The following is a 13149-nucleotide window of genomic DNA, read 5'->3' as shown; positions in this document are numbered from 1 at the left end:
AAAACTCCTGTAAAGAATGGTTCTAGCTTTCATCATTGCTCAGTTTAACCGATTGCTAAACGATCCCATAGTTTTTGTAATCTATTTGGCGAAATTGGCATCTTTGTTTTCATCGGTTGAGAAAATAAAGAAATACGAAGCTCTTCCAACATCAAATACAATTCTTTGATTTTAGGATCATTTTTAAATTTAAACACTTTGTCCATCCAAGGATCGACATCATCAATTGCAGCAAGGTCACGTTGTAGATTATTTGGCAAACGATCTAAACGCAATAGCAGTGCTTTCAAATAACGCGGGTATTCCTGCCAAATTTCAGTAGGTCGCGTATAAACAAAGTTAGCTAAAGACATTAAATCAAGTTGGTCCTCAATGTCATCCATACTCCGACCAAAGATAGTTTGATCTAGTACAAGTAACTCTCGACGAACCTGCTGCCACTGTGTAAAGATCTCGGTGAGATCGCTTAATGCTTGCTGTCCATTGGCTAAAAATTGCTTTTTAGTATCTTGCAACAGCTTTTCAAACTCATCTGCATTTTTAGGAAGCGCTGTAATCGAAAGCTGTAAAGTTGCATAAACCAACATTTGTTCGAGCTTTGCGCGTTCACCTAATGGTGAGTATGCGAGTGCCAATGGTTTAGAAATTTGCTTTTTCAACTGACGGATCAGATCTCCCAATTGCATATGAATTAGGCGAATAATCCCCTCTCGATGTTGTTTAATCGCTTCTTCTTGATCATTGAATGTTTGAACCACCACGCCAGATTCATCTTTGCTCTCAAGTTCAGCAAATGATTTAGTTGGAACTAAAGCTTGATACTGCTTAACAACAACCCCTGTGACCTTTTGTGACGCCTCAAAAATAAAACTTTCAGGGAATGTTTGAAACTCACCTTGTTGCTGTTTGACTGGTCGATGTGTTTCAACTCGGCAACGTGCTTTTAATTCATCTAAATCACGACCTTGTGCAATCAGCTTGCCTTTTTCATCAACCACCTTAATAAAAGGCACAAGATATTGATCAATACGCTCAAATGAAAAATCTTTTTCCGTAATCTGCTCACCACGTAAAGCAAAAGCTAGATAAGTGAATAAATGCTCACGTAAATGCGTTGCATCTATACCTTTGATTAATTTTCTAGCTGTGTCTGGAATAGGCACGAGATTGCGACGCTTATCTTTTGGTAATGCTTTGAGCAATGCTTCGATTAAATCTTGTCTCCAGCCGGGTATACCCCACGACCACGGTTTCTCATCAACTTGTGGTAGTGCTTGCACTGGAATCTTAACAGTCGCTCCATCTTCGTCATGGCTTGGATCGAAGCGATAGCTTGCAGCCAAACGCAGCTGACCATTATGTAGATAATCAGGAAATTGTTGTGTTGTTGGTCGATCATTGAGCCACAGCGCATCATCTTCAACAAAAAGATAACGTGGCTCTTTAGATTCAACTGTAGCACGCCAATCTTCAAAGCTATGACGACTCGCAACATCGGTGGGCACTTTTTCAGCATAAAATTGGTAAATGGTTTCCTCATCTACCACCAAATCACGACGACGTAATTTATCTTCAACTCGCTCAACTTCTTCTAACTTGAGCAAGTTATGTTTTAAAAATGGTGGCGTTATTCCTAGATTCCCAGTCGTGAGTGCATCGCGCAAAAAGATTTCGTGCGCTGCTGGTTGATCTACTTTTTCAAAATTAATTAAACGCTTTGGCTCAATAATCAGACCAAACAATGAAATCTGTGCATAGGCATTAACCACACCTGTTTTCTTCGACCAATGCGGTTCAAAGTAGTGATATTTCAATAAGTCACGGGCAGCCAGTAAAATCCATTCAGGATCAATTTTTGCCAAGGTTCGCAGATAAACTTGCGAAGTTTCCACCATCTCAAATGCCATGATCCAAGAGGTATTGGTTTTATGTAAGGTACTGGCTGGAAAGACTTTAGCTTTTTGCTGGCGTACTGCCATAAAGGTATTACGTTCATCGGTTTTATTGGCGATGAATGAAAGTAAACCTGTTAATAATGCACGATGCAGATTTTCATAATTTGCACCTTTTTCATTAAAACTCAACTTCAAACTTTCAGCGAGCTCAACGAGTTGTTGATGTGTTTGTTTCCACTCTCGCAAACGTAACCAGCTCAAAAAGTGCTGACGTGCAAACTGACGACGCTTATTCTCAGATTGCGTATCAGGGCTAGTTTGCAACGTATTCCAAAGTTTTAAATAGAATAAAAAGTCTGAATCAGCTTCTTTAAATAGTGCATGCTTTTGATCAGCTTGCATTTGCTTATCAGCTGGACGCTCCCGCGGATCTTGAATCGCCAAAGCACTCACAATAATCAAAGCTTCTTTGAGCACACCAAAGTGCGCACCACCAATAATCATCCGTGCTAAACGAGGATCAATCGGCATGCGTGCCATCATTTGTCCGACTTTTGTTAGCTCGTTTTTACGATCATTCAGTGCACCTAACTCGATCAGTAATTTACGACCATCATTGACTAAACGAAAATCTGGTGGCTCAATAAAATCAAAGTCTTCTAAGCTACCCAAGCCTAAACTTTGCATCTGCAAAATCACTGATGCTAAATTTGTTCGCTTAATCTCAGGTTCAGTAAACTCTGGTCGACTCATAAAGTCTTCTTCGCTGTACAAGCGAATACACACACCTGCTGCAATACGACCACAACGACCTTTTCGTTGATTAGCAGCGGCTTGAGAAATGGCTTCAATTGGTAACCGTTGTACACGCGAACGATAGTTATAGCGAGAAATACGGGCAAAACCGCTATCAATCACATAGCGAATATTCGGTACAGTTAAAGCGGTCTCTGCTACGTTCGTCGCAATGATGATACGTCGACCTTTACCACCTGGATTGAAAATCTTTTGTTGTTCAGCAAGTGCTAGACGAGCATACAAAGGTAGTACTTCAGTATGTCTTGGCCCATACTTTTGCAAGGTTTCTTGTAGCTCTCTGATCTCTTGTTCCGTACTGGCAAAAATCAAGATATCAGCATGCTCAGGATGACCTTTTCCTTCTGCGTCAGCAAAACATTCTTCTACTGCTTGAACCACTGCTCGGGGTAGGTTTTCTTCAAAATCATCGAACTCATCATCATCACTACCCACGATGCTGAGTTCTGAAATCGGACGATATCGTACTTCTACAGGAAAACTACGCCCTTCAACTTCAAAAATAGGCGCGTCATTAAAATACTGACTAAAGCGATTAACATCTAAAGTCGCCGAAGTCACGATCACTTTCAAATCTGGGCGCTTAGGTAAAAGCTGCTTGAGATAACCCATGATAAAGTCAATATTGAGCGAGCGTTCGTGTGCCTCATCAATAATGATCGTGTCATATTTAGACAGAAAGCGGTCATTGGTTAACTCTGCTAACAAGATCCCATCCGTCATTAATCGGACAATAGAATCTTGTGAACCTTGCTCATTGAAACGAACCTTAAAACCAATCGACTCACCTAGCTTTTCACCAACTTCTTCCGCAATACGTTGAGAAACACTGCGTGCAGCCAAACGTCGTGGTTGAGTATGCCCAATCATCCCCGTTAATCCACGCCCTGCCAACATGGCAATTTGTGGAAGCTGTGTGGTTTTACCCGAACCCGTTTCACCTGCGACAATAATGACCTGATGCTGCTGAATCGCCTCAATTAAACGATCTGCATATTGCGTCACAGGTAAGTCTTGATTCAGTTTAATTTTAGGCAAACGTGCTAAACGCTGCTTAACTTTATGGTTCGACTTTTCAAAGAATTTTTCGATTTCAGCTGTTTCTGTTTTCTTATCTTTACGCAGTCTATTTAAACGGTGACGGTCACGTGCCATAACCAATTGATCTACATTTAAATGACTCTGCACTGAACAGCTTTCCTGAAAAATAAAATAATCGGCTATTTTACGCCTTAAACCCTTGCTATGCAAAGCAAGTACAGCAATTGAATTAAATCAATCATCCTTTTTATGGCTTGGGTGTACGACCGAAACGATCTCGGAAACGTTTAACATATCTTTTAAATGGCCAAGCAAACTGCTTCACAAAGCTGTTTGGAATCTTATAGCCAACCGTTCCATAAACACTTGCCAAATGATTTGGCATATACACACTTTTAAAAATGACATCATAAAGCGGAATAAATGCAGCATAATTTTTATCAATCGCAGGTTTTTCTGAAGAATGATGCCAGTGATGAAATTCAGGTGTCGCAATCAACCAACGTAAATAAGGAAAACGAAAACGCACATTTGAATGAATAAATATTGCATGGAATGAAATAAAAATTAGATAAGCAAATACCGCAGAGGTATGAAAACCAAGCATGAAAATAGGTAAAGTCGCAATAAAGCGCGTCATCAATACTTCAACGATATGTAATCGTGACGATGCAAGCCAATCCATATATTCAGTAGAATGATGAATCGCATGAAAACGCCATAAAAAGTTAACTTCATGCATTGCCCGATGCAACCAATACACGACGAAATCAACAACAATCAATAATTCAATGAATTGCAACCAAATCGGCTGTGCTTGTACATAAGGCACGATAGGATTATTCGGTAGATGGGTAATCCAATACTGAATTGGCATCACTGTAAGAAAGGTAAATAATTGAATCCCAATATGACTAAACATGAAATATTTCATATCCGTCACCCAGCCTACTCTTAAAATCTTCTGCTCTGGATTCTTGGCAAAAAAACCTTCTAATGGAATAAATACCACTGCCAAAATCACTAAAGTAAGAACGAAATAATCAATCCCAGCGTAAAAAGGTAAATTAGGTAGTGTCGGTGCTTTAATTAGACCACAGCCTAATATTGCGGCGAATAGTGCAAAACAAATACCATAAAAACCATAACGATTTTGACGAATAATTGAGCTAAATACCCCAAAACCTACACTCAGAACAATACCTAGCATTAAACTAAAATAAAAAACTTTGTAGTGTTGAACGTAAACTGGACGTAATTCAGGCATCGTCAATACCGTCGGAAACAGAAAACACAGTGCTCCAAATAGGCTTAATAGGCCGAGTGACATTGAAATAAAAGCACTGATTTTTCCAAGTCCAGCATTCAGCGCTAAGTTTTCGAATTTTTCTCTTAATTGATCAGTCATGTTTGGTATAAATTCACTATTTATGCGAGATATATTTATTCGCTCATCACCTTATTATTTCACTGATGACAAATACTATTCATCATTTCAATGATTTAAATTTATTCTAAGATAAACATCTAATGATGTATATGATTAAAAAATAACAAGGCTTTTCAAATCTCATTAAAAGCATGGTGGGTACGTTATTTAACTACAAAATAAAAATGTCTGATTATAATCTAGTGTAACGATCTCAATCTTTATTCAATCGTTTGTTAGCATCATTCATATCGCAGAATTTTTAATCGTATATCTCGGTTTTTTATCTATTTTTATATTTTTTCAATTTTACCCTTGAATTTTAATGGTTCAGGCTGCATGTTGTTATGCGAGTTAGTTTTCGGATGTTTTGTCATTTTTGCTTCATCTCGATGAAGTCAAATAGTGAAATATCCTTGGGTGAAAGTCGAACTTTATTGAGTTATTCAATTTTCCGATTTTAGTCATGTAAAAATACTATTTCCCCAATAACTAAAAATTATTTATTCTTGCTTTCGTAAACAAGTAAGGCACTAGCCTCTCAATAAAACCTCAATCATGGAGACAATGATGAGCTTAATTAATACTGAAGTTAAACCATTTAAAGCGACTGCATACCACAACGGTCAATTTGTTGACGTAACTGAAGCTGATCTTAAAGGTAAATGGTCTGTTGTATTCTTCTATCCAGCTGACTTCACTTTCGTATGTCCAACTGAGTTAGGCGACCTTGCTGACAACTACGCTGAATTCCAAAAATTAGGCGTTGAAATCTACGGTGTTTCTACTGACACTCACTTCACGCACAAAGCTTGGCACGACACTTCTGACGTAATTGGTAAAATCCAATACCCATTAATCGGCGATCCAACGTGGACTCTTTCTAAAAACTTCGAAGTATTAATCGAAGCTGCTGGTCTTGCTGACCGTGGTACTTTCGTAATCGATCCAGAAGGCAAAATCCAAATCGTTGAAATCAACGCTGGTGGTATCGGCCGTGATGCTTCTGAACTTCTTCGTAAAGTAAAAGCTGCTCAATACGTTCACGCTCACCCAGGTGAAGTATGCCCAGCTAAATGGAAAGAAGGTGAAGCGACTCTTGCTCCATCTATCGACTTAGTTGGTAAAATCTAATCATTTAGATTAACCAATTTCCAAAGAAGCCACTCTTTTTAGAGTGGCTTCTTTTTTGTCTGATATTCTTACTAATCCATGCCTTTTTCGTCTTCTATTTCATAGCAAATTTTTTACAATTCTTATACTTATAAATTTATAGCTAAATTCATTTATTAATTGTCAGCCTCTAAAAGTTGGAGTACTGTCAAATTATGAAACAAAAGAGTTCTTAATATGTAGTCAGTGATCAAACTCAGATGGGGGTAAATATATGGACAAAGCTGTAGTTGTAACCTCTTGGAAATACGATGTTTCTTCTCGTTATCTAAAAATATTTTATAACAATGGTTCAGGAGAGCTATATCATCCTGTTCCAGAGTCTATTTATGACAATTTGCTTCGTTCTACAGACAAAGCTGCATTTGTGCATAAATACCTTGAGTTTGATCTTCATTTTAAACGACTGTGTATATCAACTACCCAACAAAAAACAGCCCTTCTATAGGGCTGTTTTTATTCGTTTATGCAGCTTCAATCTGCTCTGTTGCATACTTTTCTAATATCTGCTCTTTGGCTTCTGGATGAATATTAATTCGTTGCAGATCACCTTTATAATGCTCAACGACTCGATCATCCATAATTTTTGACCACCATGAAGGAATAAAGGCCGGTAAAATCATCGCTCCATAGCCCGCTGGTAACTGTGGTGCATCTTCAAAATGACGTAGAGTCTGGAAGCTACGTGTTGGATTTGCATGATGATCTGAGTGACGCTGTAATTGATACAAGAACAAGTTAGTCACTACATTATTATTGTTCCAACTATGCTCAGGTAAAGTACGCTCATATTGACCATTGGCTTTCTTTTCACGTTTTAAACCATAATGCTCAATATAATTTACTGATTCAAACAAGGTTATCGCATAAGCAGCTTGTGTGACTTGGAAAGGTAATGAGCGCACTCCAAATTTGCTAAACATAGCAGCATGGTACACAACAGACATCGCCCAACCATGAATCAATTCATTCTCTTTACAGAAGAATGGTAATTTTTTACGCTCTAAACGATTTTTCTCAATTTCGATCGCCGATTTGAAACTACCGATCACTGTACGAGGTAAAAATTTCCAGAAAGTTTCACCAAGTCGAGATGAGGCTGGATCTTCTGGTGTTGCAACACGGCGATGATGACCATAAGGATGCTCAATACGGAAATGGTTATAGCCTGAAGGTGCTAAAGCTAAATGTGATAAATAATGTTCGAGACGACCACTTTTATGGCTCAATTCATGCGCCGTATTAATGGCAATACCATTCACCATTCCCACCAACGTACCAAGTAACGCTTGATCTGCAAGTGATGTACCTTTACGACTTGCCAAATAAGTGCCGTAAATATTGGTCGCATATTGCAATGGAATAAAGAGTTTAACAATTCGTGCGTAATATGGATCTGCTTCTAAATCTGCAATCGCATCAAGTGGTGGATTTTCTGTGTCCTCACCAATTAACTTATCCAATGCAGGAATAACACCATGAATAAATAATGGGCCAAAAGAGGCAAAGAATTTTTTGGTTTTTTTCGGCCCAAATTGATAACCCGCTAAACCACTCATTGCAATAGTCGGTACTGCCAAACCCAATAACCACAAATGACGTTTTTTATCTTTAAAAGTTGTTGTTGCTTGCTCTACATCCAGTTGAGTATGCATATTCATTAGAAATTCCTCAATCAAACACAAAATGTTTTGCTTGAGTTTATTTTGGTCTTTTCAGATGACTATATATTATCATTTTAAGACTTGATATTATCATTTTAAGACTTTACTGAGTTTATATTGTGCAAAAGCAGCAAATACCCGTTATCCCAGCACGTTACTATCTACGCTTGATTGAAATTTTAATAAATACAAATCAGTATGATAACCAACTCCTTTGTACTTTTAGAGATGAATTATCTCAAACTGAGCTTTTGTCTATTCAAAAAATTGAACAGTTTATTGCAATGGGGTTAAGCCTACCGAATACCGAAGACTTAGCCTTTGAACTTGGGAAAAATCTCAAGCTGAGTTCGCATAGCTTGGTCGGCTATGCACTAATGACCAGCCCTAACTTAGAACATGCTTTACGCTTAATCGCACAGTATTTCCGTTTAATTATGCCGAGTTTCAAGCTTTCTATACATTCAGCAACAGACCCTCAAAAGATTGAATTATTGTTTGAACCCATCTTACAAATGAATAAACAATGCCTTGATTTTCATATTGAAGCGATTGCTGTGGCGTTTTATTACAGTCTGTTTGAACTTGCTGGACAACAATTACAACGCTATCAAATTTACTTGAATATTCCCGAGCCGATTTACCAAGAACGTTATCTACATTTAGTCAAAGCACATTTCCATTTTAACTACACATGGCTTACAGGTATCCGTGTCATTATTGATCGACAGCAATTGGCTCTGCCCTTGCCCCTCGCCGATGCGCACAGCTTGAAAGTGGTCGAGCAACGTTGTCAGGAACAACTACAAAAAATTTATCATCAAGGTGAAATCGTAGAATGGATTAGCATGATGCTCCGCCAAGCCAATCAAGTACCGACTCTGACTGAATGTGCGAAGGTACTGAATATTTCCACCAAAACCTTACAGCGTTATTTACAACAACAAGGTGTGGAGTTCCAAACTTTGAAACAGCAAATTAGTACAGAAAGAGCGATTGATTTACTTGCAAACTCAAACTACACGATTACGCATATTGCTTATGAGTTAGGTTATACCAATCCTGCCAATTTCACGCGTGCTTTCAACAAAGTGATGAACTGTAGTCCTCAAGCTTACCGTTTAAAATCGCAAGAAAGAAAGGCTACTTAACCACGACCATACACAACCCAGCACCCACGGGTAGAATTGTGCTCATAAAATTTTCATCTTGTTTAATCAACTCAAGTAAGGGTTTCACTTCGGCAGTATGTGAAATTACATTATCAATAATCAGTGTGCCCCCAGTGGGCTTTAATAGTCTTTTTAAATCATGCCAGTAGCTTACATAGCTACCGCGTTCCGCATCCAACAAAATTAAATCAAACTGCTCAACACTTTCTGTCAAATAGTCGGCAGCATCACCCACCCAAAAATCAATATATGCTTCTAAGCCAAATTCTTCGGCATATTTTTTAGCTTGTGCACTGCGAAATGCATTTATTTCTAAGGTTTGAACTTTTGCCGAGACAGATTTTGCTGCTTCGGCCAACCATAAGGTTGAATAGCCTGTCGATGTTCCGATTTCTAAAATATGTTGTGAATGCTGAGTACGCACTAACATTCCAAGCAGCTTCGCCGATTCAGCCTCAATGTTGCGATAGCGTCTAAGACGGTCTGATTGCCGAGCATCATGTTGTTTAAACTCATCATATAAATCAGCAATACGTTGTAAAAATACTGTACTTGTCATATCTGACTCTCCATGATGCTCTTATTTAAAACACTGAATCTAGGTCGTTTGAATTAACTTAAAACGAGGAACAGTCTGTCCATCTTCAAGCTGAACGGTTTCTGTAAACATGGTTAATGGACGTACCCACATTGAATAATCACTATATAAGCACTGATATACAACTAACTCTTCTTCAGTTTCGCTATGTCGAGCCACATTGAAAACTTGATAAAGCTGCCCTTTGTAATGTTGATAGATTCCACGCTGTAGTGCCATGTTGTTTACCCTTAAATTTATGCCATGAAATGATTGCAGTTATATAACAACTTTCAATCTAATCAAATTTTTATACACACAAATGATCATAAATTTATCCATTGCCATATAAATCCAAAAAACCGATTAAACTCACAAAAACATACTGTTTTATCTATTTAACGATTTTGCGTACTATAGCCTTATTGAATGAATTTAGTAGATTTTAAAGTCTTAGCATTTGGAGAAATACATGTTAGATCAAAATATTAAAACTCAATTAAAAGCTTACTTAGAACGTTTAGAAAGTCCGATCGAACTGGTTGCTGCTTTAGATGACTCGGATAAAGCAGAAAAAATCAGAGAACTTGTGACTGAGATTGCTGAACTTTCTGGCCAAGTTACGGCGCGTTTTGACGGTTCAAACGCTCGCCGTCCTAGTTTTGGTGTAGCTAAAGCAGGCGAACAACCTCGTGTGTTCTTTGCAGGCTTACCAATGGGACATGAGTTTACCTCTTTGATCTTGGCATTATTACAAGTGTCGGGTTATGCCCCAAAAGTCTCTGATGGAGTTTTAGCTCAAATCAAAGGCTTAAATTTAACTGCAAACTTTGATGTGTTTGTATCTTTAAGCTGTCATAACTGTCCAGATGTGGTGCAAGCTTTAAACCTGATTGCGATTAATAATCCAAACACCACGGCGACCATGATTGATGGTGCTTTCTTCCAAGATGAAGTTGAAGAACGCAAAATTTTGGCAGTACCCATGGTCTTCCAAGACAATCAGCATATCGGTCAAGGTCGTATGACTTTGGAAGAAATCATTGCCAAGTTAGATACTAACTCTGCTGAGAAAGATGCTGCGGCAATCAATGCCAAGGATGCATTTGATGTCTTGGTGATTGGTGGTGGTCCTGCGGGTGGTACAGCGGCGATTTATGCAGCACGTAAGGGTATCAAAACAGGTATCGTTGCTGAGCGCTTTGGTGGTCAGGTGATGGATACCATGGATATTGAAAACTTTACCACGGTTCAAAAAACGGTTGGTCCGAAGTTTGCCCAAGATATGGAAGCGCATGTACGTGAATATGGCGTAGACATCATGAACTTGCAACGTGTTAGCAAAATCACTGGTGCAGATCAAACAGCTAATGGTTTGGTTGAAGTTGAACTTGAGAATGGTGCTAAGCTTGAATCAAAGACCATCATTCTATCAACAGGTGCACGTTGGAGAGAGATGAATGTGCCAGGTGAAGCAGAATACCGTACTCGTGGTGTGGCGTACTGCCCACACTGTGATGGCCCATTATTCAAAGGCAAACGTGTTGCTGTGATTGGTGGCGGTAACTCTGGTGTTGAAGCTGCGATTGACCTAGCTGGGATTGTTGAGCATGTGACTTTGGTGGAGTTCGATACCAAACTTCGTGCCGATCAAGTCTTGCAAGATAAGTTAAATAGCTTACCAAACACTACAGTGATCATGAATGCTTTAAGCACAGAAGTGGTGGGTGATGGTTCGCAAGTCACGGCATTGAAATATAAAGACCGTGCGACTGATGTAGAACACACTGTCGAGCTTGCAGGAATCTTCGTACAAATTGGTTTATTACCAAATACAGATTTCTTAAAGAACAGTGCGGTTGAACTCAGCAATCGTGGTGAGATCGTGATTAATGATCGTAATGAAACCAATGTTAAAGGTGTGTTTGCGGCAGGAGACTGTACGACTATACCTTACAAACAAATTATCATTGCGACAGGTGAAGGTGCGAAAGCCTCTCTTTCTGCTTTTGATTACATGATTCGTTCAGGTTCATAACAGAACACTCAAAAAACATGTGCACGCATTTACATTTCTAGATGTAAGTGCGTGTTTTTACAAGTTATCAACAAATTTTCAACTTTATTCGTCAACGTTTTTATGTTTATATTTTCGCTATCCATACTTGTTGGATGCCACAACGAAAAGGAAATATGAAAATGAATAAATTACTTGTTGCATTTGGTCTCGCTGCTACTGTTGCGCTTGTGGGCTGTAATAAAGATAAAGCGCCTGAAACTGGTGCAACTACGGGTGAGCACTTAGAAAATGCTGCAGAACAAGCAAGCGCTGATATCCAAAACGCGACTGCTACTGCAACTGACAACATCGCAACTGCTGCGGACAATGCTGCTGATCAAATCGATGCTGCTGCTGATCACACAGCTCACGCTACAGCTGAAGCTGCTGCTAAAACTGAAGCTGCTGCACGTGATGCAACTGCTGACGTAGCTGGTGCAGTAGAATCTACTGCTGCTGATGTTAAAGAAAAAGCTCAACAATAATTTATTGTTGATCATTAAAAAAGCCTCTGGAAACAGAGGCTTTTTTAATGGCGTATTAGATTAAGCTAATAAACCTTCATCACGCATTGCAATTTGAACAGACTGACGCTCAGCAACTTTATTACGTAATGCAATGATGTTGATATATGGCATAAGGTCATGCTCAATATGATTTGACCAATTCGTCAACACAAACAAGTAAGCATCCGCTGGCCCAAAGTTATCGTCAACTAAATAATCATATTCAGACTCAGCCAGATGATTATCAATATATTTCAATAAACGATCTACCTCAGCATAAGCTTTAGTTTTCTCATCATCAGTTAAATGACCACCAAAGAATACCGCATAAGCATCGTGCAATTCAGAATTTAAATAACCTAACCATTCCAGAACTTTGGCACGCCCCATTCCAGATGGTGGAATAAGATCCTGTTTAGGATCATGCTGAGCAAGAAATGGTAAAATCGCAACGTTTTCAGTCAAAATCAAACCCGGATTAATCTCTAGAGCAGGCACGTAACCTTTTGGATTAATCTCATAATAATCTGAACCTTTTGAAGTTTTATGAGTCTTTAAGTCAACTTTTTCTAAATCAAAATCTACGTTTATTTCATTTAAGATAATATGTGCTGCTAAAGAACATGCGCCTGGTGAATAATACAACTTCATATCTAATCCTTGTTTTCTAATAACTATTTATGCTCTTGAACATTCCAACGAAACCCGAGAGACAGATATAGACTCACATTTAAAATAACTTTAAAGCTAAAAATATCTACACACTTACTATTAATGAATTTTTTTCTGCCTTGCAAGTTATATTCCGTGACGATTG

Annotated in this window: 11 protein-coding genes; 5 read left to right on the top strand and 6 right to left on the bottom strand. The window is 38.6% G+C overall.

Features of this window, described 5'->3' with window-relative positions; genetic code table 11:
• Nucleotides 1-44: 44 nt before the first annotated feature.
• On the bottom strand, nt 45-3899 hold the full coding sequence (hrpA, locus tag IO68_RS18530) for an ATP-dependent RNA helicase HrpA (protein WP_023012487.1): 3855 nt from the start codon (nt 3897-3899) through the stop codon (nt 45-47).
• A 100-nt stretch (nt 3900-3999) separates the two neighbouring features.
• Complete coding sequence (locus tag IO68_RS18525; RefSeq protein WP_023012486.1) at nt 4000-5160, bottom strand: sterol desaturase family protein; 1161 nt, start codon at nt 5158-5160, stop codon at nt 4000-4002.
• A 591-nt stretch (nt 5161-5751) separates the two neighbouring features.
• Between IO68_RS18525 and ahpC the strand changes: the two genes are divergently transcribed.
• Both ahpC and IO68_RS18515 read left to right on the top strand, forming a co-directional pair.
• Nucleotides 5752-6315 (top strand): alkyl hydroperoxide reductase subunit C, encoded by a 564-nt coding sequence (gene ahpC, locus IO68_RS18520; protein ID WP_004880160.1) that lies wholly within the window; start codon nt 5752-5754, stop codon nt 6313-6315.
• Nucleotides 6316-6568: 253 nt separating this feature from the next.
• Entirely contained in the window at nt 6569-6802 is a 234-nt protein-coding gene (locus IO68_RS18515; protein ID WP_023012485.1) for a KTSC domain-containing protein, read from the top strand.
• A gap of 16 nt (nt 6803-6818) precedes the next feature.
• On the opposite strand, the gene IO68_RS18510 is transcribed toward IO68_RS18515, so the two are convergent.
• Nucleotides 6819-8015 (bottom strand): alkane 1-monooxygenase, encoded by a 1197-nt coding sequence (locus tag IO68_RS18510; RefSeq protein ID WP_023012484.1) that lies wholly within the window; start codon nt 8013-8015, stop codon nt 6819-6821.
• A 122-nt stretch (nt 8016-8137) separates the two neighbouring features.
• Between IO68_RS18510 and IO68_RS18505 the strand changes: the two genes are divergently transcribed.
• Nucleotides 8138-9169, top strand: a complete 1032-nt coding sequence (locus IO68_RS18505) for a helix-turn-helix domain-containing protein (RefSeq protein ID WP_023012483.1) — start codon at nt 8138-8140, stop codon at nt 9167-9169.
• Here IO68_RS18505 and IO68_RS18500 read toward each other — a convergent pair.
• Together IO68_RS18500 and IO68_RS18495 are read right to left on the bottom strand one after the other, a co-directional pair.
• Nucleotides 9162-9749 (bottom strand): O-methyltransferase, encoded by a 588-nt coding sequence (locus tag IO68_RS18500; protein ID WP_023012482.1) that lies wholly within the window; start codon nt 9747-9749, stop codon nt 9162-9164. The two genes, IO68_RS18505 and IO68_RS18500, sit on opposite strands and share 8 nt — an antisense overlap.
• Nucleotides 9750-9788: 39 nt before the next feature.
• Nucleotides 9789-10007, bottom strand: coding sequence for a DUF1653 domain-containing protein (locus IO68_RS18495; RefSeq protein WP_004880168.1), 219 nt, complete (start codon nt 10005-10007; stop codon nt 9789-9791).
• A gap of 232 nt (nt 10008-10239) precedes the next feature.
• On the opposite strand from IO68_RS18495, the gene ahpF reads away from it, so the two are divergent.
• Together ahpF and IO68_RS0116810 are read left to right on the top strand one after the other, a co-directional pair.
• Nucleotides 10240-11805, top strand: coding sequence for an alkyl hydroperoxide reductase subunit F (ahpF, locus tag IO68_RS18490; RefSeq protein WP_023012481.1), 1566 nt, complete (start codon nt 10240-10242; stop codon nt 11803-11805).
• Between the two features lie 161 nt (nt 11806-11966).
• Nucleotides 11967-12311: a hypothetical protein gene (locus IO68_RS0116810; RefSeq protein WP_004880170.1), complete on the top strand. Its 345-nt coding sequence runs from the start codon at nt 11967-11969 to the stop codon at nt 12309-12311.
• Between the two features lie 60 nt (nt 12312-12371).
• On the opposite strand, the gene IO68_RS18485 is transcribed toward IO68_RS0116810, so the two are convergent.
• Nucleotides 12372-12983: a glutathione binding-like protein gene (locus tag IO68_RS18485; RefSeq protein ID WP_007482805.1), complete on the bottom strand. Its 612-nt coding sequence runs from the start codon at nt 12981-12983 to the stop codon at nt 12372-12374.
• Nucleotides 12984-13149 lie beyond the last annotated feature (166 nt).

The organism is Acinetobacter sp. COS3, assembly GCF_000475335.1.
In the GTDB taxonomy this organism is placed as follows: Bacteria; Pseudomonadota; Gammaproteobacteria; order Pseudomonadales; family Moraxellaceae; genus Acinetobacter; species Acinetobacter venetianus.
Note: the sequence above shows the minus strand (reverse complement) of the source record. Positions and strands in the feature narration are given on the sequence as shown.

Coding starts and splice junctions, on each gene's coding strand:
- IO68_RS18510 (WP_023012484.1), bottom strand. CDS start 8,015: ATGAATATGCATACTCAACTGGATGTAGAGCAAGCAACAACAACTTTT.
- ahpC (WP_004880160.1), top strand. CDS start 5,752: ATGAGCTTAATTAATACTGAAGTTAAACCATTTAAAGCGACTGCATAC.
- IO68_RS18500 (WP_023012482.1), bottom strand. CDS start 9,749: ATGACAAGTACAGTATTTTTACAACGTATTGCTGATTTATATGATGAG.
- IO68_RS18495 (WP_004880168.1), bottom strand. CDS start 10,007: ATGGCACTACAGCGTGGAATCTATCAACATTACAAAGGGCAGCTTTAT.
- ahpF (WP_023012481.1), top strand. CDS start 10,240: ATGTTAGATCAAAATATTAAAACTCAATTAAAAGCTTACTTAGAACGT.
- IO68_RS18525 (WP_023012486.1), bottom strand. CDS start 5,160: ATGACTGATCAATTAAGAGAAAAATTCGAAAACTTAGCGCTGAATGCT.
- IO68_RS18515 (WP_023012485.1), top strand. CDS start 6,569: ATGGACAAAGCTGTAGTTGTAACCTCTTGGAAATACGATGTTTCTTCT.
- IO68_RS0116810 (WP_004880170.1), top strand. CDS start 11,967: ATGAATAAATTACTTGTTGCATTTGGTCTCGCTGCTACTGTTGCGCTT.
- IO68_RS18485 (WP_007482805.1), bottom strand. CDS start 12,983: ATGAAGTTGTATTATTCACCAGGCGCATGTTCTTTAGCAGCACATATT.